We start from the raw sequence: 25,464 nt of genomic DNA on the forward strand, positions 1-25,464 counted from the left end.
CATGCGCGCCATGGAGAAGCCTGGTTACCCGCGCGCAGCCGTTGCATACTGAACACGCGGCCTGCGAGGAATTTATCGTAATGACATATCATGAAGATACACTGGACGGCGGGCAAATTCGTGGAAGGCGAACATGGCGCGTGAAGTAAGGCAGTCGGTAATGGAAGCGGTAGGCAATACTCCCTTGGTCCAGCTCGGCCGGCTCTTCCCGGCGGCGAATGTCGTGGCCAAGCTGGAATACATGAACCCGGGCGGCAGCATCAAGGACCGCATGGTGCGCCACATGCTCAAGCACCTTCCCGCGGGAACCAGGTGCGTCGTCGAGAGCTCGTCCGGCAACACGGGCGCGGCGCTGGCCATGGCCAGCGCGGTGCGCCAGCTGGGCTGCGAGATCACGGTCCCGGCGACCACCAGCGGCGAGAAGATCAAGCGCATCGCCACCTATGGCGCGAAAGTGCATGTCTGCGCCGACGACCGCGAGGGCGGCACCCCCTCCGACTACCTGTCGATGGCGAAGGAAATCGCCGCGCGCAAGGGCGCCTTCCTGCTCGACCAGTATTGTTCCGAGCTCAACAGGGAAGCGCACTACGTGGATACCGGTCCGGAGCTATGGAAGCAGCTGGACGGTGAGATCGACGTGTTCGTCTGCGGGATCGGCTCGGGCGGCACCATTTCCGGCGTCGGCCGCTATCTGAAGGAACGCAATCCGGCGATTCGTGTCATCGGGGTCGAACCTGTGAACTCCTCCTACCGCGATTTGCTCGAGAACAGGGAGTCCGGGTCGGAATTCGCATCCGTCATCGAAGGAATCGGCAAGCGCCATCCCTCGCTCAGCTTCGATCCGACCGTGGTGGACGAGGTGATCCAGGTGGCCGACGAGGAAGGACTGGCCTGGGTGCGCCGGCTTGCGCAGGAGGAAGGGATCCTGGCCGGGGGATCGAGCGGCAGCGTCACGGCGGGGATCGCCAGGCTGCTGCCACGGCTGGAGGGGATGCGCGTCGCGACCATCTTCCCGGACTCGGGAGTGTTTTATTTGTCGAAGTATTTCTAGGCTTGCCTGCCTGCTGTCCTGCGTCTGTAGCCTTGCGTGCGTCTCGGGCGCGCCAGGAACTTGGGCACTGGCCTGCGCCGGTGCGACGGTTTTACGGCTAGGGCCCATCTGCCTGAGTCTGCGCCGCAGTTGGTTTTTCGTAGGGTGGACGGCTTTGCCGTCCACGCGGCGATAGTTTGCATCGAGATCATCCTGCATGAGAGCGGAGCCTCTACCTATCACCGCGTGGACGTTTGTAATTCGGGCCACTGGCCCGCATCATCCCGTCCACCCTAGCGATCGCGCCAATCATGATCTTGTCGCCTCCGCGTTCAGTCAGACAGACCCTAGCGGGGAAATCAGTCGATGAAAAAGCGCCAGCGTGCAGCGCCATTGCCCGTTGAGGAATATGCCGAAACATATCGGGAATGACGCTCCACGCTGGCGCCTGGAGACTTCTTGTTGAGAGACTTCTGGTCCGGAGACTGCTCGCGTCTGGATGCTGCTACAGCTCGTCCTCGTCCGGACTGCCTTGCATGGCGGCGCGGGCCGCGCGCTGGGAGAAGCCGCGCTGCAGCAGGAAACGCATCTGCTTGGCACGCTCCGCCGCGTCCTGGGCGACCCGGCCGAACTTGCGCTGCCAGACCTCGCGGGCCCGCGCCGTCTCGCTTTCGGACAGCCCGGCCTTGATGTCGGCCAGCGCTTCGCCGGTGACGCCATGGCTTTGCAGCTCGGCCATGACGCGGCTGTTGCCGAAGCGGCTCGCCTTCCTGTTGATCAGGGATTCGGCGAAACGCTCTTGCGACAGCCAGTTGTTCTTTTCAAGGAAATCAAGAAGGGCTTCGACGTCGTCGCCCTCCTCGGCATAGCGGGCCAGCTTGCGTCCCAGTTCAAGCCGGCTGTGTTCGCGCAGGGACAGATAGCGTAGCGCGCGTCCCTTCAGGCTCAGTTGGGGTGCTGGCATGGCGTAGCGGCAGGACGGACCGGCGATGATGCCGCCGGCCCGTCCTGCCTATCGATTACTCACCAACAGCCTGGAGCTTCGGACGGTTGTCGTCGTCGTTCGCGACCGGCGGCAGTTCGCGCACACCCAGGGCGGCGCGGACCTTGTTCTCGATCTCGCGTGCCAGGGCCGGACGCTCCTTCAGGAACAGGCGGGCATTGTCCTTGCCTTGACCAATGCGCTCGCCGTTGTAGCTGTACCAGGAGCCCGATTTCTCGACGATCTTGTTGTCGGCGCCCAGATCCAGGATTTCGCCTTCGCGCGAGGTGCCTTCTCCGTACAGGATGTCGAAGTGGGCTTCCTTGAACGGAGGAGCGATCTTGTTCTTGACGACCTTGACCTTGGTTTCGTTACCGATCACCTCGTCGCCCGACTTGATCGAACCGGTACGGCGGATGTCCATGCGCACGGAGGCGTAGAACTTCAGCGCGTTACCGCCGGTCGTGGTTTCCGGGCTGCCGAACATCACGCCGATCTTCATACGGATCTGGTTGATGAAGATGACCAGGGTGTTGGTGCGGTTGATCGAGGCGGTCAGCTTGCGCAGCGCCTGCGACATCAGTCGTGCCTGCAGGCCCGGCAGCGAATCGCCCATGTCGCCTTCGATCTCGGCGCGCGGGGTCAGCGCCGCCACCGAGTCGATGACCACCAGGTCGACCGAACCCGAACGCACCAGGGCGTCGGTGATTTCCAGGGCCTGTTCGCCGGTGTCCGGCTGCGAGATCAGCAGCTCGCCCAGGTTGATGCCCAGCTTTTGTGCGTAACCCACGTCGAGCGCGTGCTCGGCGTCGATGAAGGCGCAGGTGCCACCCAGCTTTTGCATCTGGGCGATGGTCTGCAGGGTCAGGGTCGTCTTGCCCGACGATTCCGGACCGTAGATTTCAACGATACGGCCGCGCGGCAGGCCACCGACGCCAAGCGCGATGTCCAGGCCCAGCGAGCCGGTGGAAACAGTCTGCACTTCCTCGACCGGCGCATTGGTGTCCATGCGCATGACCGAGCCCTTGCCGAACTGCTTTTCGATTTGCGCCAGGGCGGCTGCCAGCGCTTTGCCCTTTTCAGCGGCGTTTACTGCGAGTTTTTTGTCGTCCATGGTGTACTTTCAATCGTGGAGTAGGCAAGGTAGGGGCTGAAGTGCCCAAATCAAGAGTCACTACTGTATAAAAATCCAGTGGTTTTGGCAAGCACAAAATGTGAAATGACGAGTAGCTGTTGTGCGGTCAAGACTCGCATTGTTGCGACAAATCAAACACAATACGGTCTTGTTGAAGGTCTAACGGTTCCCGAGGTGCCACATGCGAATTTTGCTCGCCGAAGATGATAGCGTACTTGCCGATGGGCTGACGCGTTCCCTGCGCCAATCCGGCTATGCCATCGATTGCGTCAAGAACGGCCAGGATGCCGACACCGCACTGTCCACGCAGGAGTTCGACCTGCTCATCCTCGACCTGGGCCTGCCCAAGATGTCGGGGCTCGAGGTACTGCGGCGCCTGCGCGCGCGCGCCTCGCACCTGCCGGTGCTGATCCTCACCGCCGCCGACTCGGTCGAGCAGCGGGTCGAGGGCCTGGACCTGGGCGCCGACGACTACATGGCCAAGCCCTTCGCCCTGTCCGAGCTGGAAGCGCGGGTGCGCGCCCTCACCCGGCGCGGCGCCGGCGGCGGCCCGGCCGTGGTGCGCCATGGCCCGCTGGTCTACGACCAGGTCGGCCGCAGCGCCTATATCAACGACCAGATGCTCGACCTGTCGGCGCGCGAACTGGGCCTGCTGGAAGTACTGCTGGCGCGCTCCGGCCGCCTGGTGTCGAAGGAGCAGCTGGTCGACCACCTGTGCGAGTGGGGCGAGGAAGTCTCGAACAACGCGATCGAGGTCTACGTGCACCGCCTGCGCAAGAAGATCGAGGTCGGCGGCGTGCGCATCGCCACCGTACGCGGCCTCGGCTACTGCCTCGAGAAATTCAGCGAGGCGCCGCGCACGGCGCCGCCCAGCGCAGAGAACAAGTGAACGACCGCGAGCGCGAGCTCACATCCGGGCCCGGTCCCGGCCTCGACGACGAGCCGGCCGAGCCGCTCTACGTCCCGCCCAATCCCGAACCGGACGAGAACATTCGCCACTCGCTGTTCGGCGAGATCCTCGACTGGATGCTGGCCCCGCTGCTGCTGCTATGGCCGATGAGCATCGCGATCACCTACCTGGTGGCCAAGTCGATCGCCAACCAGCCCTTCGACGATGCGCTGGAAGACCGTGTGACGGTGCTGAGCCAGCAGGTGCGCAGCGTGGACGGGCGCGTCACGGCCCAGCTGCCGGCGCGCGCGGCCGACATCCTGCGCGCCGACGACGTCGACAGCGTCTACTTTTTGATCACCGGCCCGGCCGGCGAACACCTCGACGGCGACCGCGACCTGCCGCGCCCCAAACCCGGCAGCGCCGACGACGCGGCGCGCGGCGGCGCGGTGGCCTTCCGCAACGACAGCTTCCACGGCATCCCGGTGCGGGTGGCCTATTCCTACCTCAACCTCGATCCGCTGCGCGAGCGCTCCGATGCCGCCGCGCCCGAGCTGGCGCTGGTGCAGGTGGCCGAGACGCTCGACAAGCGCGCCCACCTGGCCAACGAGATCATCAAGGGCGTGATCCTGCCCCAGTTCATCATCCTGCCGGTGATCCTGGCCCTGGTGTGGTTCGCGCTGTCGCGCGGCCTGACCCCGCTGGCCGACCTGCAGGAGCGCATCCGCGCCCGCCCCCAGGACGACCTGTCGCCGATCGATCCGCGCCAGGTGCCGGAAGAGATTTCGCCGCTGGTCGGCTCCTTCAACGATATGCTCGAGCGCCTGGCCCAGACCATCGAGATGCAGAAGCGCTTCATCGCCGACGCCGCGCACCAGATGAAGACGCCGCTGGCCGGCATGCGCATGCAGTCCGAGCTGGCGCTGCGCCAGATCGACCCGGACGAGATCCGCCGTTCGCTCGAACAGGTGGCCAAGAGCTCGGAATCGGCCACCCGCCTGGTCAACCAGCTGCTGGCCCTGGCGCGCGCCGAGAACCAGCCCCAGGCCGGCCTGGCCTTCGGCGAGGTCGACCTGCCGCGCGTGGCGCGCGAGACCGTGCAGGACTGGGTGCAGGCCTCGTTCGCGCACCAGATCGACCTCGGCTTCGAGCCGCCCGAGGAGGCCGTCCACATCGCCGGCAACCCGATGATGCTGCGCGAGCTGCTGTCGAACCTGATCGACAACGCGCTGCGCTACACGCCCACGGGCGGCAGCGTCACGGTACGCGTGCGCCTCGAGCACGAGCGCGCCCTGCTCGAGGTCGAGGACACCGGCCCCGGCATCGCGCCGGCCGAGCGCGAGCGCGTGTTCGAGCGCTTCTACCGCATCCTGGGCAGCAATACCCAGGGCAGCGGCCTGGGACTGGCCATCGTGCGCGAGATCGCGCAGCAGCACGGCGCCGAGATCGACATCTTCAACAATCCGCGCAGCCAATCCAAAAAATACCCGGGCAGCCTGTTCCGGCTGACCTTCCCGCCTCCCGCCCATGACGCCATCGACGCCCCCTGACCAGCATTCCACCCACGACGCCGGCATGGCCAGGCGCCGCCGCATCCTGGACGCGCGCGACGCGCACTGGCGCCGCACGCGGCGCCTGACGGCGATCCTGCTGGCCCTGTGGCTAGTGGCCGGCTTCGGCACCGTGTTCTTCGCGCGCGAACTGGCCGAGGTGTCCCTGTTCGGCTGGCCCCTGTCCTTCTACATGGCCGCGCAAGGCGCTTCGCTGCTGTCGCTGGCGACCATCGGCGTGTACGCCTGGCGCATGCGGCGCCTGGAGCGCCGCTACGCCGCCGAACTGGAGGGCGTGTGAGCGCGGCCCCGTCCTACTTCAGGAAGCTGAGCCGCTACTACCTGTGGTACACCGGCTGCTTCGGCCTGTTCCTGGTGGCGGTGGCGCTGCTGGAACAGGAAGGCATGCCGCGCCTGTGGATCGGGCACCTGTTCATGTTCGCCACCATCCTGCTGTACGCCATCATCGGCGTGATCTGCCGCACCTCGAACGTCACCGAGTACTACGTGGCGGGGCGGCGCGTGCCGGCCATGTTCAACGGCATGGCGACTGCCGCCGACTGGATCTCGGCGGCCAGCTTCATCAGCCTGGCCGGCGGCCTGTACCTGCAGGGCTTCGACGGCCTGGCCTACATCATGGGCTGGACCGGCGGCTACTGCCTGGTGGCGCTCCTGATCGCGCCCTACCTGCGGCGCTTCGCCCAGTACACCATCCCCGACTTCCTGGCCGCGCGCTACGGCGGCGGCGCGGACGGACGCGGCGCCGCGGTGCGCGCCGTGGCGGTGGGCGCGACCATCATCGTCTCGTTCACCTACGTGGTGGCGCAGATCTACGCGGTGGGCCTGATCGCCTCGCGCTTCACCGGCGTCGACTTCTCGGTCGGGATCTTCCTTGGCCTGGCCAGCATCCTGGTGTGCTCCTTCCTGGGCGGGATGCGCGCCATCACCTGGACCCAGGTGGCGCAATACATCATCCTGCTGGTGGCCTTCCTGATCCCGACCATCTGGCTGTCGGCCAAGCATGCCGACAATCCGGTGCCGCAGTTCGCCTACGGCAAGCTGCTGCCCAAGCTGGCCGCGCGCGAGCACGAACTGGAAAAGGATCCGCGCGAGGAACAGGTGCGCGCCGAGTTCCGCCGCCGCGCCGAGGAATACGGCGCGCGCCTGGGGGCGCTGCCGGCGTCCTGGGAAGCGGGCAAGATCGAGGCCCAGCGCCGGCTGGTGGAAGCGCGCTCCCGCAACGCCTCGCTGAACGAGGTGCGCGAAGCCGAGCGCGCGCTGAACACCTATCCGAGTTCGCCGGACGAGGCGCGCACCGTGTGGACCGAGCTGCGCGACGCCAACCTGGCGCGCGCCCGCCCGCCGGTGCCGCATGCCACGCCCTTCCCGGGCGCCACCCGGGAGGAATCGGACCGCCAGCGCAACAACTTCCTGGCGGTGGTGTTCTGCCTGATGTTCGGCACCGCCGCCATGCCCCACATCCTGATGCGCGCCTACACCACGCCCTCGGTGGGCGCCACCCGCAACGGCGTGTTCTGGACCCTGTTCTTCATCCTGCTGGTCTACCTGACGATTCCCGCGCTGGCGGTGCTGGCCAAGTACGACATCTATACCTCGCTGGTGGGCAGCGACTTCGCCTCGCTGCCCACCTGGATCTCGTACTGGGCCAACGTGGACAAGGCCAGTCCCCTGATCAGCGTGATCGACATCAACCGCGACGGCGTGGTGCAGCTGGCCGAGATCGCGATCGACGCCGACGTGCTGGTGCTGGCCACGCCGGAGATCGGCGGCCTGCCCTACGTGATCTCGGGCCTGGTGGCGGCGGGCGGCCTGGCCGCGGCCCTGTCGACCGCGGACGGCCTGCTGCTGGCGATCTCCAACGCGCTGTCGCACGACGTCTACTACAAGATCGTCGACCCGGGCGCCTCGACCCAGAAGCGGGTGACGATCTCCAAGCTGCTGCTGCTGGCGGTGGCCTTCATCGCGGCCTACGCGGCCTCGCAAAAACCCGCCGACATCCTGTCGCTGGTGGGCGCGGCCTTCTCGCTGGCCGGCTCGACCCTGTTCCCGGTGCTGGTGCTGGGCGTGTTCTGGAAGCGCGCCAACCACAGCGGCGCCATCGCCGGCATGGCGGCCGGCTTCGCGGTCTGCCTCTACTACATGTTCCGCGCCAGCCCGACCCTGGGCGGCAGCGTGGACGGGGCCTGGCTCGGCATCATGCCGACCGCGGCCGGGGTGTTCGGGGTGCCGGCCGGGCTGCTGGCGATTGTCCTGGTCAGCCTGGCGACGGCGCCGCCGAGCCGCAACAGCGCCGGCATGGTGGATTACATCCGCACGCCGGAATAAGGAGGCGAATGCGGTCAACCCGTTAGATTTGAGGAGATTTGTGCAGGCATGCAGATGTTATTCTCGCCGAGCCCTTTAACGGCAGAACAACAACATTTTTACGGAAATCCAATGCCTGTCCTTACCCGCGCCCTGCGCGCCGCTTCCCTGGCGGCGCTGGTCCTGTGCGGCACTCCCGCTGCGCTCGCCCAGGCGCCGACCGCTCCGCCGCCTGTCTCCAGTTTCTTCACCAGTTCGCCATTCGGCGAAGTCAAGCTGTCGCCGGATGCGCGCAACCTGGCCGTGCGCGCCAGCGCCCCCGGCCGGCGCGATTACCTGGCCGTCATCGACCTGCAAACCAATAGCGCCAAGATCGTCGCCTCCTACAGCGACGGCGACATCGGCGGCTTCGAATGGGTCAGCAGCGACCGCCTGATCTTCGACACCCGCGAGAAGGGTGTCGGGCCGGGCGACATGCGCTTTGCGCCGGGCCTGTATGCGGTCGACCGCGACGGCAGCGACCTGGTGAAACTGGCCGAGCGCTCGATGGGCGGCAGGACCGAAGGCGAAGGCAAGGGCCGCAAGCTGCTACCATGGCATACCTTCCTGCTCGGCCAGCGCGGCGCGCAGGACTCCGACTACGCCTACGTCACCAGTATCGTGCTGGACACCAGCAACAAGGTGCGCCACGTCGACCTGCTGCGCCTGAACACCCGCACCGGATTTGCCCAGACCGTACCGCGCCCGGCCAACGTGCGAGGCTGGATCCTCGACCACAAGGGCGAGCCGCGCGTGGCCTCGTCGTTTGAAAAGGACACGATCACCCTGCATTACCGCGAACCGGCAAGCGGGGAGTGGCGAACCCTGGCCAGCTACCCGGCCTATGGCGATGGCCGCGACGCCCTCACTCCGCTCGGATTCGGCGCGGACGGCACCCTGTTCGTCGCGGCGCGCACGGGCGGCGACACCACCGCCCTGCACACCCTCAACCTCGGCACCGGCAAGATCAACCCGGAACCGGTCCTGTCGGCGAAGGGCTATGACTTCGACGGCGGCCTGGTGGTCGACCGCGCCAGGACCCTGGGCGTGTACTTCCGGACCGACGCCGTGTCGAACGAATGGTTCGACGCCGGGATGAAGCAGGTCCAGGCCGCTGTCGACAAGCTGCTGCCGGCCACCGTCAACGTGATCGACCCGCCGGCGCAGGCCGATGCACCCTGGGTATTGGTGCAGGCCTATTCCGACAAGGTCCCCCCCAACTACTTCGTGTACAACAAGGCGACAGGGATGCTGAACCCGATCGGCACCTCGCGCCCGGCGATCCAGCCGGCGCAGATGGGCGGCCAGCAATTCGTGCGCTACAAGGCGCGCGATGGCCTCGAGATCCCGGCCCTGCTGACCCTGCCGGCCGGCGCCAAGGCCGGCAAGCTGCCGATGGTGGTGATGGTGCATGGCGGCCCTTATGTCCGCGGCAGTTCCTGGGGATGGAACCCGGCCTCGCAGTTCCTGGCCTCGCGCGGCTACGCCGTGCTGGAGCCGGAATTCCGCGGCAGCACCGGTTTCGGCATCAAGCACTTCAAGGCCGGCTTCAAGCAATGGGGCCTGGCGATGCAGGACGATATCGCCGACGGCGTGCGCTGGGCGGTGGGCAAGGGCATCGTCGATCCCCAGCGGGTCTGCATCGCCGGCGGCAGCTACGGCGGCTATGCCACCCTGATGGGACTGGTCAACGATCCGGACCTGTACAAGTGCGGCATCGACATCGTCGGCGTCACCGACATCGGCCTGCTGTTCGACAACGGCTGGAGCTTCGAGTCCGACCTGCCGGAAGAATGGAAGGTCTATGGCATGCCGGTCATGATCGGCGACCAGGTCAAGGACGCGGCCCAGTTCAAGGCCACCTCGCCGATCCAGCAGGCGGCGCGCATCGCCCAGCCGCTGCTGCTGGCCTACGGCGGTGTCGACCGCCGCGTGCCGATCAACCACGGTACGCAGTTCCGCGACGCGGTCATGCGCACCAACAAGCAAGTGGAATGGATCGAGTATCCCGAGGAAGGCCATGGCTGGTCGAAGCCGGAGAACCAGGTCGATTTCTGGACCCGCGTCGAACGATTCCTCGACAAGCACATCGGCAAGGGCGCGGCGCCGCAATAAGCGCCAGGCCGCCGAACCAACTGGAGACCATCATGGACGTCGTCCGCCCGCGCGGCCTCGCCGCCCTTCTTCTCGCCTGCTGCGGCGTCCTGCTGCCCGCGGCCGCAAGCGCCCAGGCGCCGGCCCTGCCGCCGATCGAGAAGTTTTTCGCCAACCCGCAGCTCGGCGCCGCCAGCCTGTCGCCTGGCGGGCGCCACCTGGCCGCCCTGTCCGCGACGGCGGACGGCCGCGACGCCCTGGTCGTGGTCGACCTGCAGACCAACGAGATGAAGGTGGTGGCCGGCTACAAGAACGTCGACGTGCTCGCTTTCCAGTGGGTCAACGGCGAGCGCCTGCTGTTCAATGTCAGGGACAACCAGACCAGCCAGGGCGGCACCTTCGAGGCCAGCGGCCTGTATGCGGTGAACCGGGACGGCTCCAGCCTGCGCCAGCTCGCAGCTCGCCGCTGGGAAAGCACCGCCCTCACGACCGGCAGCAGCATCAAGAGCCGCCTGCTGCCCTGGCACACCTACATGCTGGACCAGCGCGGCCCGCAGGACTCCGACTGGACCTACGTGCTCAGCGGCCGCTTCGGCGACAATCGCCTGCTGGAAGGCTTCGACCTGCTGCGCCTGAATACGGTGAGCGGTCAGGCCGAGACCGTGCAGCGTCCAGGCCCGGTCCACGCCTGGCTGCTGGACAACGCCGGCGAACCGCGCCTGGCGGTGGGCGCGAAGGAAGGAACGAGCAGGATCTATTACCGCGATCCGGCCGGCGGACAGTGGCGTACCATTGCCAGCTTCCCGACCTACGACGAGAGCCCTGGAGTGTTCGCGCCGGAAGGCTTCGCCGGCGACGGCACCCTGTACGTGACCGCGCGCGCCGGCAAGGACACGGCCGCCCTCCACACCTTCGACTTCGCGACCGGGAAGATCAGTCCGGAGCCGGTCGTGGTCACCGAGGGCTATGACTTCAACGGCAGCCTGATCAGCCGCCGCGGCAAGCTGCTCGGTGTATCGCTGCTGACCGACGCCCGCGGCCAGGTGTGGTTCGACCCCGGCATGCAGGAGCTGCAGAAGAAGGTCGACGCGGCGCTCCCGGGCACCGTCAATTTGCTGTCGGTGGCGGCGGACAGCGCGTCGCCATGGGTGCTGGTGCGCAGCTATTCCGACCGCCAGCCTGGAATCTGGATGATGTACAACCGCCAGACCAACAAGCTGGGCAAGGTGAGCGACTCCTATCCGGGCATCGATCCGAAACGCATGGGCCGCCAGCAGCCGGTGCGCTACAAGGCGCGCGACGGCCGCGAGATTCCCGGCCTGCTGACCCTGCCGCCGGGCGGGGGGAAGAACCATCCGATGGTGGTGCTGGTCCACGGCGGCCCTTACGTGCGCGGCAGCAGCTGGGGCTGGGATCCGGAATCGCAGTTCCTGGCGTCGCGCGGCTACGCTGTGCTGGAACCTGCCTTCCGCGGCAGCACCGGCTTCGGCGCCGCCCACTTCCGCGCTGGATGGCGCCAATGGGGACTGGCGATGCAGGACGATATCGCCGATGGGGTACGCTGGGCGGTGGCCCAGGGCCATGCCGATCCCAAGCGCGTCTGCATCGCCGGCGGCAGCTATGGCGGCTACGCCACTCTGATGGGCCTGGCCCGGGATCCGGACCTGTACAAGTGCGGCGTCAACTGGATGGGCGTCACCGACATCAACCTGCTGTACGACGGCCACTGGAGCTTCGAATCCGACTTGGGAGCGGACTGGAAGAAGTACGGCATGCCGCTGCTGGTCGGCGACCAGGTCAGGGACGCTGACCAGCTCAAGGCCACCTCCCCGATCGAGCAGGCGGCCCGCATCACCCAGCCGCTGATCCTGGCCTACGGCGGCGTGGACAAGCGCGTGCCCATGTACCACGGCAGCAAGTTCCGCGACGCGGTGTCGGCCGCCAACAAGCAGGTCGAGTGGATTGAGTACCAGGACGAGGGGCATGGGTGGTCGCTGCCGAAGAACCAGGTGGATTTCTGGGGAAGGGTGGAGAAGTTCCTCGATAAGCATATCGGGAACGGGGCTGGGCGCTAAGCAGGCGGCTGCATGCAAACTTGGGTTCCCGCCTGCGCGGGAATGACGGTTTTACAGTTTGCCACTAGCGCATGCACGTCATTCCCGCGAAGGCGGGAACCTAAGTTCCGCAGCGTAGCCTCTAGCAAAACAAAACGGGCGCCCGAGGGCGCCCGTTTTCCATCAGCCGAAAAAAACCGGCTTATTCGACAACCGTCTGCGCCTGCCCTTCCGCGCGCGCACGGATCTCGCCGATACGGTACACGGTCTCGCCCGCCGCCTGCAGCTGGGCCATCGCCGCATCCGCGTTCTCTTTCGCCACGATCACGGTCATGCCGATGCCGCAGTTGAACACGCGGTGCATCTCGGCGTCGGCCACGCCGCCATGCTGCTGCAGCCACTGGAACAGCGGCGGCATGGTCCACGACTTGCCGTCCAGGACCGCGGTCAGGTTGTCCTGCAGGACGCGCGGGATGTTCTCGACCAGGCCGCCGCCGGTGATGTGCACCAGGCCCTTCACTTCCATCGCCGCCATCAGCGCCAGCAGCGGCTTGACGTAGATGCGGGTCGGCGCCATCAGCACGTCGGCCAGCTTGCGGCCGTGGAAGTCGGCTTCCAGGTCAGGCTTGGCGACTTCGATGATCTTGCGCACCAGCGAGTAGCCGTTCGAGTGCGCGCCCGACGAGGCCAGGCCCAGCACCACGTCGCCCGGGGCGATCTTGGTGCCGTCGATGATCTGCGACTTCTCGACCGCGCCGACGGCGAAGCCGGCCAGGTCGTATTCGCCGTCCGGGTACATGCTCGGCATCTCGGCGGTCTCGCCGCCGATCAGGGCGCAGCCGGCCTGCTCGCAGCCCTGGGCGATGCCCTTGACCACATCGGTGGCGGTCGGCACGTCCAGCTTGCCGCAGGCGAAGTAGTCGAGGAAGAACAGCGGCTCGGCGCCCTGCACCAGGATGTCGTTCACGCTCATCGCGACCAGGTCGATGCCGACCGTGTCGTGGCGGTTCAGCTCGAAGGCCAGCTTCAGCTTGGTGCCGACGCCGTCGGTGCCCGACACCAGGACCGGTTCCTTGTACTTCTTGCTGATCTCGAACAGCGCGCCGAAGCCGCCGATCCCGCCCAGGACACCCTCGCGCATGGTGCGCTTGGCGAACGGCTTGATTGCTTCGACCAGGGCGTCGCCGGCGTCGATGTCGACACCCGCGTCGCGGTAGGAGAGAGAAACATTAGATGGTTGGCTCATGGTATTTGGCAGCGGAGGCGGTAAAATAGAAGGCGGCAGACCAAAACTGGTCAATCCGCTATTTTAACAAAACGGCCCTCTTCCAACCCGTTTACCCAATAAAACCAACATCGCATGCCCTTTTTCCTCACCCCGGAGCAAAAGCAATCGACATTCTGGTTGGCGCTCTGGCTGGCATTGGCGCTGTTGCTGTACACCCTCGGTCCGATCCTTTCGCCCTTCCTGGCGTCCGCCATCCTGGCCTACATGCTGGGCGGCGCCGTCGACCGCCTGAGCCGCGCCCGGACCGGCAAATCCCGCATGCCGCGCGTGGTCGCGGTCTCGATCGTGCTGACCGCCTTCATCCTGGCCGTGCTGGCCCTGGTGCTGATCGTGGTGCCGGTGCTGCGCGCCGAGATTCCCCTGTTGCAGGCCAAGATTCCCGCCTTCTTCACCAAGCTCGACACCATGTTCTCGCCTTGGCTGGCCCAGTACGGCGTCCATGTGAAACTCGACAGCGAGGGCCTGCGCGAGCTCCTGACCCGCCAGGTGGCGGCCAGCGGCGACGACGTCTGGGCTACGGTGCTGGCCAAGGTGCGCGTGGGCGGCAGCGCCCTGCTGGGCTGGATTGCCACCCTGACCCTGGTGCCGGTGGTGCTGTTCTACCTGCTGCTCGACTGGCACGCGCTGCTGGCCCGCATCGAGGGCGCCATCCCGCGCCGCTACGTGGCCAAGGTCACCGGCATGGCGCGCGAGTCCGATGCGCTGCTGGCCCAGTACCTGCGCGGCCAGCTGCTGGTGATGATCGTGCTGGCCGTGTACTACTCGGCCGCGCTGGCCCTGATCGGGCTGGACGTGGCGCTGCCGGTGGGCGTGCTGACCGGGGTACTGGGCTTCGTTCCCTACCTGGGCTTCGGCCTGGGGATGCTGCTGGCCCTGGTGGCGGCCCTGCTGCAGTTCGCCGGCTGGAGCGCCGTGATCTGGGTGGCCGTCATCTATACGGCCGGCCAGCTGCTGGAAAGCTTCATCCTGACCCCGCGCCTGGTGGGCGAGCGCATCGGCCTGCATCCGCTGGCCGTGATCTTCGCCCTGATGGCCTTCGGTGAGCTGTTCGGCTTCGCCGGCGTGCTGCTGGCGCTGCCGGCCTCGGCGGTGCTGATGGTGGGCTTCCGCCACGTGCGCAGCCACTACCTGCGCAGCAGCTTCTATAATGCCTGACAACTATTACAGCGCAGACGATTGCGCATTCGATTGTGTTTGCAAACGACCAACACCATGAAACAGCTGGTGCTTGACCTGGGCGCCGAGCCGGCGCAGAGCCTGGACACCTTCCAGGTGGGCGAAAACGCGGAAATGGCGCACCTGATGCACCAGTTCGCGCAGCGCGCATCGCGCGAGCATTTCGCCTACCTGTGGGCCGACACCGGCACCGGCAAGACCCATTTGCTGCAAGCCCTGGCGGCCAGCCCGGGCTCGCGCTACATCCCGGCCGATGCGCCGGAAGACCAGTTCGTCTTTACGCCGGAGGTCAGCCTCTACCTGCTGGACGACTGCGACCGCCTGTCGCCGCAGCGCCAGATCGACGCCTTCGCCCTGTTCAACCAGATCCGCGAGCATGGTGCCTACATGGTCTGCACCGGCCCGGTGCCGCCGGCCCTGCTGCAGGTGCGCGAGGACCTGCGCACGCGCATGGGCTGGGGCCTGGTCTACCAGATCCACGGCCTGTCCGACGACGAGAAGATCGCCGCCCTGACCCAGGCCGCGGAAGCGCGCGGTTTGACCTTGTCGGCCAGCGTGTTACCCTATTTGTTGTCACATTTCAAGCGCGACATGCGCTCGCTGGCGACCATGCTGGACGCCCTCGACCAGTATTCGCTCGAGACCCAGCGCCCGGTCACGCTGCCCCTGCTGCGTGATTTGTTGCTGCAGGAAAACCAGCAACCGGACACTACGCAGTCGGAACCTAAAGTATGAAAAACCTTACCATCTTCGATCTGGACCACACGCTGCTGCCGATCGATTCGGACTATGAATGGGGCGAGTTCCTGGTGCGCGTCGGCGCGGTCGACGAAGCCGCCTTCCGCCGCCGCAACGACGAATTCTTCGCCCAGTACCAGGCCGGCGTGCTCGACCCGGTCGAATACCTGGAATTCGCCCTCGGCACCCTGGCGCGCTTCCCGCGCGAGCGCCTCGACGCCCTGCACGCGCAGTACATGCGCGAAGTGATCGAGCCTGCGATCCTGCCCCAGGCCGTCAAGCTGGTGCGCGAGCACGTGGACGCAGGCGACCTGGTGGCGATCATCACCGCCACCAACCACTTCATCACCGCCCCGATCGCGCGCGCCTTCGGCGTCGAGCACCATATCGCCGCCATGCCGGAAGTCGACGCCCAGGGCCGGCTGACGGGCAGGCTGGCCGGTACCCCGACCTCGGGTCCCGGCAAGATCCATCACATGCACGCCTGGCTGGAGCGCATGGGGAGGCCGTTCGAGAGCTTCGAGCGCAGCCATTTCTACAGCGATTCGCACAACGACATCCCGCTGCTGTCGATCGTGTCCCACCCGATCGCCACCAACCCGAGCAGCGCGCTCGCAAGCCATGCGCAGGCGCAGGGCTGGCCAACCATCCGTCTATTCAATGATTAAAAAATTCATCCGCAAAATCCTCGGCGTCAAGAACGATCGCGATCCGACCGAACCGGTGATCCTGGGGCCGGAAGAGCACAAGATCGACCCGAAGAACGTCTCCGCGAACGCGGTCCGGGTGACCCAGACCCTGCAGGAAGCCGGCTACAAGGCCTTCGTGGTGGGCGGCGCGGTGCGCGACCTGCTGCTGGGCGTGAAGCCCAAGGACTTCGACATCGCCACCGACGCCACGCCCGAACAGGTCAAGCGCCTGTTCCGGCGCGCCTTCATCATCGGCCGCCGCTTCCAGATCGTGCACGTGATGTTCGGCCAGGACCTGCTCGAGGTGACCACCTTCCGCGGCAACGGCAGCGACAACGCGCCCAAGGACGAGCATGGCCGCGTCCTGCGCGACAACAGCTTCGGCCCGCAGCACGAGGACGCCGCGCGCCGCGACTTCACCATCAACGCGATGTACTACGACCCGGCCACCCAGAGCGTGCTGGACTACCACGGCGGCATCGAGGACATCCGCGCCAAGACCCTGCGCATCATCGGCATGCCGGAAGCGCGCTACCGCGAGGACCCGGTGCGCATGCTGCGCGTGGTGCGCTTCGCGGCCAAGCTGGGCTTCACCATCGAGCCGACCACGCGCGCCCCGATCCCGGTCATGGCGCCCCTGATCGACAACGTGCCCGCCGCGCGCGTGTTCGACGAGATGCTCAAGCTGCTGCTGTCGGGCCATGCGCTGGCCTGCCTCAAGGAGCTGCGCTCGGCCGGCCTGCACCATGGCCTGCTGCCGCTGCTGGACGTGGTGCTGGAGCAGCCGATCGGCATGAAGTTCGTGACCCTGGCGCTGGAGTCGACCGACGGCCGCGTCAAGGCCGGCAAGGGCGTCTCGCCGGGCTTCCTGTTCGCCTCGCTGCTGTGGCACCAGGTGCTGGAGAAGTGGAACGCCTACCGCGCCGCCGGCGAATCGCCGATTCCGGCCCTGCACCTGGCGGCCGACGACGTGCTGGAAACGCAAACCGACAACCTGGCCCTGCAGCGCCGCATCGCTACCGACATGCGCGACATCTGGGCCATGCAGCCGCGCTTCGAGCGCCGCACCGGCCGCGCGCCCTACAAGCTGCTGGAGCACCCGCGCTTCCGCGCCGGCTACGACTTCCTGCTGCTGCGCTGCGCCTCGGGTGAACTGCCGGCCGAGATCGGCGAATGGTGGACCGAGTTCTACGACGCCGAAGGCGGCGAGCGCGAACGCCTGGTGGCTGCGGCCAACACCCGCGAACGCGAAGGCGGTGGCCCGGCCAAGAAGCGCCGTCCGCGCCGCGGTCCGCGCAAGAGCAATGGCGAAGGCGCGCCGGCAACCCAGGGTGCGGGCGGCGGCGAGGAATGATCGCCTTCATCGGCATCGGCGCCAACCTGGGCGACGCCCAGGCCAACGTGCTGGACGCGATCGCGCGCCTTGGCGCCCTGCCCGGCGCCACCCTGCTCGGCAGCTCCAGCCTGTACCGCACCGCGCCCATCGATTCGGGCGGCGACGACTACGTCAATGCCGTGGCCCGCATCGAGACCTCGCTGGGGCCGCAGGCCCTGCTGGAGGCGCTGCAGGAGATCGAACTGGCGCACGGCCGCGAGCGGCCCTACCGCAACGCCCCGCGCACCCTCGACGTCGACCTGCTGCTCTACGGCGACGAGACCATCGCCACCGACACGCTCACCATCCCGCACCCGCGCATGCACGAGCGCGCCTTCGTGCTGGCGCCGCTGCTGGAAATCGCGCCCGACGCCCGGATTCCCGGCCTCGGCCCCGCCAGCGCCTTCGTGCCGCAGGTGGCCGACCAGTTCATCACCCGGATTGCCTGACCGGGTCAGGCAATCCGGTTCATGCGACATCCACCACGATCTTGCCGCGTGCGCTGCGGTCCTGCATGGCCGCATGTGCCTGGGTGGCTTCGGACAGCGCGAAATGCCGCCCGTCCAGCAAGACCTTGATCTTCCCTTCGTCTACCAGCCTGGCTGCCTTGGTCATGATGTGGCCATGGTTGGCGCGGCCCTTGCCGCTCAACAGGGGCAGGAGGGTGAATACGCCTGAGTAGGTGGCGGCGCGGAAGGATAGCGGCGCCAGCGCATGCGTGCCCCAGCCCAGGCAGCTGACGACGTGGCCGTGGTAGCGGCGCGCCGCCACGAAAGAGGCATCGAGGGTGGCGCCTCCCACGGTGTCGTACACGATATCGAAGCCTTCGCCGTCCGTGTATTGCGTGACGTATTCCTCGACGCTGCTGGCCTGGTAATCGATGAACACGGCGCCGAAGCCTTCGATGGTGTCACGCTGCCCGGCGCTGCCGGTTGCGTAGACCTCGGCGCCGGCCGCCTTGGCGATCTGCACGGCGACATGCCCGACGCCGCCGGCGCCGCCATGCACCAGCACCTTCATGCCGGCCGCGATCCGGGCGCGGTCCACCAGCCCTTCCCATGCGGTGATGAATACCAGCGGCAGGGCCGCGGCTTCGCGCATCCCGATACTGGCCGGCTTGTGGGCAAGCAGCAGAGCGTCCACGGCGGCGTATTCGGCGAGCGACCCTTGCACGCCGCCCACGCCGCCGGTCATGCCCCATACTTCGTCTCCCGGTGCAAAGCCTTGCACGCCTTCACCAACCGCTTCCACCACGCCGGCCATGTCGATGCCGAGGATGGCAGGCAAGCTGACCCTGGCATGATCCGCCTTGCCGGCGGCAATCTTGAGATCGAGGGGATTGACGCCGCTGGCCTTGATGCGTACCAGGACCTGGCCGGCGCCCGCAAGCGGACGGCGCAGCTCGTTCACGGTCATTGGTGCGCCGAATGCGCTGAGGATAACCGCTTTCATCGTCTGTTCCATGATGTGCTCCGGTGGGTGAGGGATGATTCAGTGTAGTGAGCCGGCCGGGGCGATTCAATGGAGCAAGAGCGGATGCAGTTTTCAGGAAGCCGGGATAATCGGTGCCCCGATGCCGGCCCGCGCAGCGAACAATTCCGCCACAAAGTCGACGAAGGCCCGCACCTTCGCGGCGCGCTGCTGTCTTTGCTGGAACAGCGCGTGCACCACCGGGCCATCGGCTTGCCAGGGCTCGAGCAAGGGCAGGAGTTCGCCGCTGCGCAAGGCGTCCGCAACGGAAAGCGACAGGAACTGGCCAATGCCGGCGCCCGCCTTGCACAGCTCGAGCAGGGAATCGGCATGGTCGGAGCTGACGCGCGTATGGGGGACGACTTCGCCGGCGTCCTTGAACACCCACGGTCGCAGTCGCCTTGCTTTCGGCAGCGTGAAACCGAGGCAGGCAAAATCGCGCAATGCCTCGGTCGACGCGGGCTGGCCGTGCTGGCGTACGAAGTCCGGCGAGGCGCAACAGACGAAGCTCGTCTGCATGAGCTGGCGTGCGACGAGACCGGAGTCCGCCACAGGCCCGATGCGGATCATCACGTCCACCCCTTCTTCGACCATGTCGAGCCAGCGGTCGCTGACGGTCGCACGGACCGTGATGTCGGGGTATTGCGCCAGGAAACGCGGCAGCGCCGGAGAGACGATCAGTCGCGAGACGAGTCCCGGCATGTCCACCCGTAACGTTCCGCTGGGCGTGTCGGCGGCATCATGGAGCCGCGCTTCCAGTTCCTGCATGTCTGCCAGCAATTGCAATGCATGCTGGTAGCACTGGCTGCCCTCGCCGGTCAGGGACATGCTGCGCGTCGTCCGGTGCAGCAGCTTCACGCGGAAATGCGACTCGAGGCTGGCCACATGGGTGGTTACCGAGGACGTGGACATGCCAAGCCGCTCCGCAGCCCTGCTGAATCCTCCCGCATCCACCACCGCGCAGAACACGCGCATCGCATCGAGCCTGTCCATGATGTCCTTTTTGCAGCGGTCAGAAAAGCAGCGCCAGGTAGATTCCCGAGACAGCCAGGGTCGCCAGCGTGACGGGTACACCCACGCGGGCATGGCTTCTCCAGTCGATGGCGATACCGTACCTGGCTGCGGCATCCACCACGATGATGTTTGCGATACTTCCTACAATCAAGAGGTTCCCTGCCAGCGTGCTGACCAGGGCAAGCAGCACGCCGCCGACTTCATGCTGGACAGCAGGCAGGAGCAGCATCACCGCTGGTACGTTGGAGACGAGGTTGGAAAGCAGGAAGGTGGCCAGAAACAGGGCTCCCGGCTGATCCAGCCGGACGCCGGCGGTGGCGAGGTACGCCATGGCGTCCGCGGGCATGCCTGTGTGCTGCAAGGCATGGTTCACCACGAAAAGGCTCATGAACAAGACCAGCAGCTCCCAGTCCACCAGGCCCAGCATCTTGCGGGAATGCAGCCGGCGGCTCATCAACAAGATGCCGGCGCCGATGAGCGCCATGTGTTCCCTCGGCCAGGGCGCCGCCAGGAAGGCCATCAACAGCGCGCCGGCGATGACAAGTCCCTTGATCGTTTGCCACGCGTCGAATGGGACTTCCCCGGTTCCCGGCCCGGGAGCGGCTGCCGCGTCGGCACTGGCGCCGGTTTCCCTCCATCGTCCGCCGGCCTGCCGGACGATCAGCGCCCAGCTGATGAAGAGTCCCACCACGACGGGCAGGAGCGCTTTCAGGAAGTAGGCGCCGAAAGGCAGACGCAGCGTTTGGCCGATCAGCATGTTCTGCGGGTTGCCGATCAGTGTCGCGGCCGAGCCGATATTGGCGGCAATAGCCAGCGCCAGGAGGAAAGGAAGCGGCGCGAGCTGGCGCCGCCTGCAGGCCTCGATCAGCACCGGTGCAACCGCCAGGCAAACGATGTCGTTGCTGAAGATGGCCGACAGGGCGGCGGTGATGATGACCAGCACAGCCAACAGGCCCGCGGGACGCAAGGGCAAGCCCGCCAGCCGGTGGGTGACCCAGTCATAAAATCCGCCAAGACGCATCTGGGCCGATATCACCATGAAGGAAAACAGCAGGATCATTGTCGGCAGGTCGATCGCCGCCACCGCCTCTTCCAGGCTCAGCGCGTCGATGCCGATGAGCGCGATGGCCCCCAGCAGCGCCACGCCGGTCCGGTCGAGCTGCAGGAAGGGCAGCCCCCCGAGGATCATGCCGAGATAAACGATGAGAAAGATAATGAGGATAGTCGTGGCCATTGGGCGTCGATAGAACGGCGTTCTCCATGTAAACCCTGCCCATCTTAGCAAAACTCCCCGGAGCTCCATGCCGTTCCTAGAAGCCCCTTTCTAGAAGCTTTCCTGCGCAATCGCGGCCGCCGCATTACACTACGCGCTCTGGAAGTTTCGTTTTCAAAAGGATATCTATGAGCGCTTATCTCGGCGGTGGCGGCAACGAGGCGCCGAAGCCCGTGGCCAAGGCCGTGACCGTTCCCTCCCTGCTCGCCATGCGCGCGGCCGGCAACAAGATCGCGATGCTGACCGCCTACGATTCCAGCTTCGCGTCCCTGATGGACCGCTGCGGCGTCGAAGTCCTGCTCATCGGCGATTCGCTGGGCATGGTCTGCGCCGGCCACGACTCGACCTTGCCGGTGACGGTGGCCGATGTGGCCTACCACACCGCCTCGGTCGCACGCGGCAACAAGAACGCGCTGGTGCTGGCCGACATGCCCTTCGGCGCCTATGGCAATCCGCAGCAGGCCTACGACAGCGCCGTGCAGCTGATGCGCGCCGGCGCCCAGATGGTCAAGATCGAGGGCGGCGCCTGGCTGGCCGACACCGTGCGTTTCCTGGTCGAGCGCGGCATTCCCGTATGCGCTCACATCGGCCTGACCCCGCAGTTCGTGCACGCCTTCGGCGGCTTCAAGGTGCAAGGCAAGACCGACGAGGCGGCCGAGCGCCTGAAGGCCGACGCGCTCGCGCTGCAGGCGGCGGGCGCCATGATGGTGGTGCTGGAAGCCATTCCGGCGGCACTGGGCAAGGAAGTCACCGACCTGCTGTTCATCCCGACCATCGGCATCGGCGCCGGTCCCGACTGTTCGGGCCAGGTGCTGGTCATGCACGACCTGCTGGGCGTCTTCCCGGGCCGCAAGGCGCGCTTCGTGCGCAACTTCATGGAAGGCCAGACCAGCATCGACGCGGCGGTCGGCGCCTACGTGGCGGCCGTGAAGGACGGCAGCTTCCCCGGTCCGGAGCACTGCTTCTAACGGAGACGGCGATGAGTGGCCAGCAAGAGACGACCCGTCTGTTCCTGGCCCTCTGGCCGGACCCCGCCATTCGCCACCAGCTGCGCGAATGGCGCGACGCCTGGGGCTGGCCGCGCGGCGCTACCCCGGTGCATACCGACAAGCTGCACCTGACCCTGCACTTCCTGGGCAACCTCCCCTCCAGCCGCCTGTCCGAGCTGCGCGACGGTTTTAGCGTACCCTTCGATCCCTTCCGGCTGGAGCTGGGACGCGCCGTCATGTGGCCGCGCGGACTGGCGGTGCTGGAGCCGCATGGCGAGCCGCCGGAGCTGCTGGCGCTGCACGCGCGGCTGAACGAGGCGCTCGTGACGCTGGGCCTGGCGCCGGAAGCGCGCAAGTACCGGCCGCATGTGACCATGGCCAGGCGCGCCGTCGGAGCCGTCCCGCCCACTGCCGGTCCTGCCGTCACATGGGAAGCGCAAGGATATGCGCTGGTGGAATCGCGGCCAGGCGATGGCGGCGGATATATCGTCCTGCACGACTATGGCAGCCCCCCGGCCTGAGGCCAGCACTTTCACAGCGTTAAACCGTGTTTCACATTGTGAAGCAGTCTCCTTCGAAAATCCGCTCGGATATTGCACTGCACAATACATCTTTTCGCAATGCGGAATTAAGCCATTAAGTCATTGAATTTCATGGCGAAATAATCGTCTACTCTTTCCTGCCGGATAAAAGGTGCATGCATGGGTTTGACCTATGATGAACTCATCCATTTACGGTATGGGAGAAACCAGATGAGCAATATGAACGACGAAAGCCGCGCCGCGCTGGCAAGCGCCGGCTCACGCCCGATCGGGCGGGTGGGCATCATCGGCGCCACGACTGCGGGCATGGGCATCGCCATGGCATTGCTGGATGCCGACGTGCCGGTGACGCTGTACGATCCCGAGCGCGCAACGCTCGACGAGGTCGTGGCGCTGGCGCGCCTGGCGTACCGGGACGCGCTCGACAAGGGCGAACTCGTGCAGGCGCAGACCGATCGCCGGTTTGCCCTGATGGCGGCGACGACCAATTTCCATCACTTGAAAGACTGCGACCTGATGGTGGACGTGGGAGCAGGCGACATGGCTAGCACCGAGATAGTGTTCCGCCAGCTTGACCAAGTTGCAAAGCCAAGTTCCATACTCGTGACTACTCGGCTGGAAGCCGGCGTCGACCGGCTTGCTCGCTGCACCAGGCGTACGGGTGACGTACTTGGCATCAGGATCCCGGTTTCCACCGGCAAGAGCGCGCCGTGGGAGCTGGTGCCCGGCAGGGATACGTCGAGCGACAGCTTGTGCACCGTCCTTGCCCTGGCCCGGCAACTCGATCGGGTTGCAGTGATTGCCGACCCGGCCCGGGTGTAAGGAAAGGCTCAGCCGTGGCGCTTCACCACCCCGGCGCTCATTGCGATCACCAATCCCGACAGCGATAGCACACCCAGCGCCATCATGATGCTCGACTGCGTGGCAATCCACCCCAGCACCGGCGGCGCCAGCAGCAGCCCGCCATAGCCCAGGGTCGCCACCGCCGCCACACCTGCCCCGGCGCTCATGCCCGGAATGCGCGAGGCCGCGCCGAACAGCAGCGGCACCACGTTCGCCGCGCCCAGGCCGATCAGCGCGAAGCCGCAGGCCGACAGCAGGAAGTGCGTGCTCAGCACCGCCGTCGCCAGCCCCGCGAACATCGCGATGCCGCCCACCACCATCACCCGCAGGGCGCCGAAGCGCACGATCATCCGGTCGCCCGCGAAACGGCAAGCCGCCATCGCGATCGAGAAGGCCGAGAAGCCGAGAGCCGCGGTGGCCGGCGCGGCGCCGGTGCGCTCCTGCATCAGCAGGCCGCTCCAGTCCACCAGCGCGCCCTCCACCGCGAAGCACAGCAGGGCCAGCAGCCCGAGGCCGAGCGCGGCGCCGCGCGGCAGGCTGAAATGGCTGCCGTGCGCATGGGTCGGCGCAAAGGCCAGCACCCGCGGCGCGGCCACGGCCAGCACCGCCGTCGTGAGCACGCCCATCGCCATCGCACCCTGGCCATGGCCCCAGCCCTGGCCGATGATCAAACCGCCCAGCGCGGCGCCGAACAGGCCGCCCAGGCTGAAGAAACCGTGGAAGGAGGACATGGTCGGCAGCCCGCGCGCAGTCTCGACCTCGCTGGCGTTGGCGTTCATCGCCACGTCCAGCGCGCCGTTGGAAATGCCGAACAGGAAGGCGGTGACGAACAGCGGCGCCAGCCCGTCCACCTTCATGATCAGCCCCAGCATGAGCGCGAACGCGAAGCCGGACAGCAGGGTCATGCGGCGCGTGCCGAAGCGCGAGGTCAGCCCGCCCATCAGGGGCATGGCCATCAGCGCACCGGCGGCGATGGTCAGCAGCACCATGCTCAGGGTCGAGGTGTCGATGCCCATGCGCTCCTGCACCACCGGCACGTGGGCGGCCCACAGGCCGATGCCGGCGCCGTTCAGCAGGAAGACGGTGGAGATGGCCCAGCGTCCCGCTTCGATGCTGCGCGCGCTGGTGGTCGCGCTGGTGGTCGAAATAGGGTTCATGCCTTGGCCTTTCCTGAAAATTTGATGTCGAGCGCCGGGTTGGCGCTGCGCAGCCGCTGGACGGCTTCCGGTGAAGCATCCGCCTCGAGCACGAGGTGGTCGAGGTCGGCCAGCGCGCCGAACACGAAGGCTGCGCCGTCTTCCAGCCGTTCGTTGAGCACCGCCACCACGCGCCGCGCGCTGCCGGCCAGCATGGCGGCCTTGAGCGCCGCTTCCTCGGGGTTGGCGGCCGCCAGGCCGCGCGCGGGATCGAGTCCGCACACGCCCACCAGGGCCAGGTCGGCGCGCAGGCGCTGCACCTCGAGCAGGGTGGCGGCGCCGACGGTGGCGCCGGCGTCCGGGTGGTAGGTGCCGCCCAGCAGGACGATGCGCGTGCGGCGGAAGTGGCCCAGCGCCATGGCGATCTGGGGGCTGTTGGTGACGATGGCCGCGGCGCAGCCGTCCTCGAGCTGGCGCGCCAGCGCCAGGTGGGTGGAGCCGGCGTCGATGAGCACCGTGTCGCCCGGGCGGATGCATTCGCGCAGGCCCTGCGCCAGCTGGCCCTTGCGCGCCATGTCGGCCTCGGCCCGCTCGCTGAAGCTGGCTTCGCGGCGCAGGCGCACCGCCCCGCCGTGCACGCGGCGCAGCAGGCCGGCGGCGTCCAGGTCGCGCAGGTCGCGCCGGATCGTGTCTTCCGAGGTGTCGAGGCTGCGCGCCAGTTCGACCGCCAGCACCCTGCCCTCGCGCTCCACCGCTTCGACGATGGCTTGGCGGCGCTCTTCCGCTAACTGCATGTGTCCTCCCGATGAGAGCGTCAACTCTACACAAACAGG

At 66.8% G+C, this 25,464-nt stretch carries 23 protein-coding genes; 15 read left to right on the top strand and 8 right to left on the bottom strand.

The annotated features are described in order from the left end of the window. The first annotated feature begins 133 nt into the window (after nucleotides 1-133). Nucleotides 134-1,051 (top strand): PLP-dependent cysteine synthase family protein, encoded by a 918-nt coding sequence (locus tag KBW98_RS10170; RefSeq protein ID WP_229429101.1) that lies wholly within the window; start codon nucleotides 134-136, stop codon nucleotides 1,049-1,051. Between the two features lie 484 nt (nucleotides 1,052-1,535). On the opposite strand, the gene recX is transcribed toward KBW98_RS10170, so the two are convergent. After that, entirely contained in the window at nucleotides 1,536-1,994 is a 459-nt protein-coding gene (gene recX / locus KBW98_RS10175; RefSeq protein WP_211520014.1) for a recombination regulator RecX, read from the bottom strand. Between the two features lie 55 nt (nucleotides 1,995-2,049). Beyond that, a complete protein-coding gene (gene recA, locus KBW98_RS10180; RefSeq protein WP_211520015.1) occupies nucleotides 2,050-3,126 on the bottom strand; it encodes a recombinase RecA in 1,077 nt (358 codons plus the stop codon). 202 nt (nucleotides 3,127-3,328) lie between these two features. Here recA and KBW98_RS10185 point away from each other — a divergent pair, with 202 nt between their 5' ends. The 6 genes from KBW98_RS10185 (at nucleotide 3,329) to KBW98_RS10210 (ending at nucleotide 12,119) form a co-directional block, all read left to right on the top strand. Continuing rightward, nucleotides 3,329-4,036 carry a response regulator transcription factor gene (locus KBW98_RS10185; protein ID WP_211520016.1) on the top strand — a complete coding sequence of 236 codons (708 nt, stop codon included), beginning with the start codon at nucleotides 3,329-3,331 and terminating at the stop codon, nucleotides 4,034-4,036. Next, nucleotides 4,033-5,586, top strand: coding sequence for a sensor histidine kinase (locus tag KBW98_RS10190; RefSeq protein ID WP_373888924.1), 1,554 nt, complete (start codon nucleotides 4,033-4,035; stop codon nucleotides 5,584-5,586). The genes KBW98_RS10185 and KBW98_RS10190 overlap by 4 nt, the downstream gene beginning before the upstream one ends. Then, nucleotides 5,564-5,887 carry a DUF4212 domain-containing protein gene (locus KBW98_RS10195; protein ID WP_211520017.1) on the top strand — a complete coding sequence of 108 codons (324 nt, stop codon included), beginning with the start codon at nucleotides 5,564-5,566 and terminating at the stop codon, nucleotides 5,885-5,887. The genes KBW98_RS10190 and KBW98_RS10195 overlap by 23 nt, the downstream gene beginning before the upstream one ends. Then, a complete protein-coding gene (locus tag KBW98_RS10200) occupies nucleotides 5,884-7,932 on the top strand; it encodes a sodium:solute symporter family protein (RefSeq protein ID WP_211520018.1) in 2,049 nt (682 codons plus the stop codon). Before KBW98_RS10195 ends, KBW98_RS10200 begins: the two co-directional genes overlap by 4 nt. A 111-nt stretch (nucleotides 7,933-8,043) precedes the next feature. Then, nucleotides 8,044-10,065 (top strand): S9 family peptidase, encoded by a 2,022-nt coding sequence (locus KBW98_RS10205; protein WP_211520019.1) that lies wholly within the window; start codon nucleotides 8,044-8,046, stop codon nucleotides 10,063-10,065. A gap of 32 nt (nucleotides 10,066-10,097) precedes the next feature. Continuing rightward, on the top strand, nucleotides 10,098-12,119 hold the full coding sequence (locus tag KBW98_RS10210; protein ID WP_211520020.1) for a prolyl oligopeptidase family serine peptidase: 2,022 nt from the start codon (nucleotides 10,098-10,100) through the stop codon (nucleotides 12,117-12,119). A gap of 181 nt (nucleotides 12,120-12,300) precedes the next feature. On the opposite strand, the gene purM is transcribed toward KBW98_RS10210, so the two are convergent. Continuing rightward, a complete protein-coding gene (gene purM, locus KBW98_RS10215; RefSeq protein WP_211520021.1) occupies nucleotides 12,301-13,344 on the bottom strand; it encodes a phosphoribosylformylglycinamidine cyclo-ligase in 1,044 nt (347 codons plus the stop codon). Nucleotides 13,345-13,458: 114 nt separating this feature from the next. On the opposite strand from purM, the gene KBW98_RS10220 reads away from it, so the two are divergent. Genes KBW98_RS10220 through folK form a run of 5 tightly spaced genes read left to right on the top strand, consistent with a single transcriptional unit; the run spans nucleotide 13,459 to nucleotide 17,813 of the window. After that, nucleotides 13,459-14,541, top strand: coding sequence for an AI-2E family transporter (locus KBW98_RS10220; RefSeq protein WP_211520022.1), 1,083 nt, complete (start codon nucleotides 13,459-13,461; stop codon nucleotides 14,539-14,541). A 57-nt stretch (nucleotides 14,542-14,598) separates the two neighbouring features. Next, complete coding sequence (gene hda, locus KBW98_RS10225) at nucleotides 14,599-15,297, top strand: DnaA regulatory inactivator Hda (protein ID WP_211520023.1); 699 nt, start codon at nucleotides 14,599-14,601, stop codon at nucleotides 15,295-15,297. After that, nucleotides 15,294-15,968, top strand: a complete 675-nt coding sequence (locus KBW98_RS10230; protein ID WP_211520024.1) for an HAD family phosphatase — start codon at nucleotides 15,294-15,296, stop codon at nucleotides 15,966-15,968. Before hda ends, KBW98_RS10230 begins: the two co-directional genes overlap by 4 nt. Continuing rightward, on the top strand, nucleotides 15,961-17,343 hold the full coding sequence (gene pcnB / locus KBW98_RS10235; protein WP_211520025.1) for a polynucleotide adenylyltransferase PcnB: 1,383 nt from the start codon (nucleotides 15,961-15,963) through the stop codon (nucleotides 17,341-17,343). The genes KBW98_RS10230 and pcnB overlap by 8 nt, the downstream gene beginning before the upstream one ends. Then, the gene (folK, locus tag KBW98_RS10240; RefSeq protein ID WP_211520026.1) at nucleotides 17,340-17,813 is read left to right on the top strand and encodes a 2-amino-4-hydroxy-6-hydroxymethyldihydropteridine diphosphokinase; all 474 of its coding nucleotides are present in this window, start codon (nucleotides 17,340-17,342) and stop codon (nucleotides 17,811-17,813) included. Before pcnB ends, folK begins: the two co-directional genes overlap by 4 nt. Nucleotides 17,814-17,832: 19 nt before the next feature. Here folK and KBW98_RS10245 read toward each other — a convergent pair whose 3' ends face one another. The 3 genes from KBW98_RS10245 to KBW98_RS10255 all read right to left on the bottom strand — a co-directional run bounded on the left by KBW98_RS10245 (nucleotide 17,833) and on the right by KBW98_RS10255 (nucleotide 21,082). Then, nucleotides 17,833-18,828: a zinc-dependent alcohol dehydrogenase family protein gene (locus tag KBW98_RS10245; RefSeq protein WP_211520027.1), complete on the bottom strand. Its 996-nt coding sequence runs from the start codon at nucleotides 18,826-18,828 to the stop codon at nucleotides 17,833-17,835. Between the two features lie 81 nt (nucleotides 18,829-18,909). Then, nucleotides 18,910-19,827, bottom strand: coding sequence for a LysR family transcriptional regulator (locus tag KBW98_RS10250; RefSeq protein WP_211520028.1), 918 nt, complete (start codon nucleotides 19,825-19,827; stop codon nucleotides 18,910-18,912). Between the two features lie 19 nt (nucleotides 19,828-19,846). Then, the gene (locus KBW98_RS10255) at nucleotides 19,847-21,082 is read right to left on the bottom strand and encodes an anion transporter (protein ID WP_211520029.1); all 1,236 of its coding nucleotides are present in this window, start codon (nucleotides 21,080-21,082) and stop codon (nucleotides 19,847-19,849) included. Between the two features lie 167 nt (nucleotides 21,083-21,249). Here KBW98_RS10255 and panB point away from each other — a divergent pair, with 167 nt between their 5' ends. From panB to KBW98_RS10270, 3 genes are all read left to right on the top strand, one after another. Then, nucleotides 21,250-22,089, top strand: coding sequence for a 3-methyl-2-oxobutanoate hydroxymethyltransferase (gene panB / locus KBW98_RS10260; RefSeq protein ID WP_211520030.1), 840 nt, complete (start codon nucleotides 21,250-21,252; stop codon nucleotides 22,087-22,089). A gap of 11 nt (nucleotides 22,090-22,100) precedes the next feature. Further along, entirely contained in the window at nucleotides 22,101-22,631 is a 531-nt protein-coding gene (gene thpR, locus KBW98_RS10265) for an RNA 2',3'-cyclic phosphodiesterase (protein ID WP_211520031.1), read from the top strand. Nucleotides 22,632-22,862: 231 nt separating this feature from the next. Beyond that, the gene (locus KBW98_RS10270; RefSeq protein ID WP_211520032.1) at nucleotides 22,863-23,474 is read left to right on the top strand and encodes a 3-hydroxyacyl-CoA dehydrogenase NAD-binding domain-containing protein; all 612 of its coding nucleotides are present in this window, start codon (nucleotides 22,863-22,865) and stop codon (nucleotides 23,472-23,474) included. Between the two features lie 8 nt (nucleotides 23,475-23,482). Here the strand turns inward: KBW98_RS10270 and KBW98_RS10275 are convergent, their stop codons facing one another. Both KBW98_RS10275 and KBW98_RS10280 read right to left on the bottom strand, forming a co-directional pair. Then, nucleotides 23,483-24,652 (bottom strand): MFS transporter, encoded by a 1,170-nt coding sequence (locus KBW98_RS10275; RefSeq protein WP_211520033.1) that lies wholly within the window; start codon nucleotides 24,650-24,652, stop codon nucleotides 23,483-23,485. After that, entirely contained in the window at nucleotides 24,649-25,425 is a 777-nt protein-coding gene (locus tag KBW98_RS10280) for a DeoR/GlpR family DNA-binding transcription regulator (protein ID WP_211520034.1), read from the bottom strand. The genes KBW98_RS10275 and KBW98_RS10280 overlap by 4 nt, the downstream gene beginning before the upstream one ends. Nucleotides 25,426-25,464 lie beyond the last annotated feature (39 nt).

The sequence above is a fragment of the Massilia sp. ST3 genome, from assembly GCF_018119405.1.
Lineage (GTDB): Bacteria > Pseudomonadota > Gammaproteobacteria > Burkholderiales > Burkholderiaceae_D > Telluria.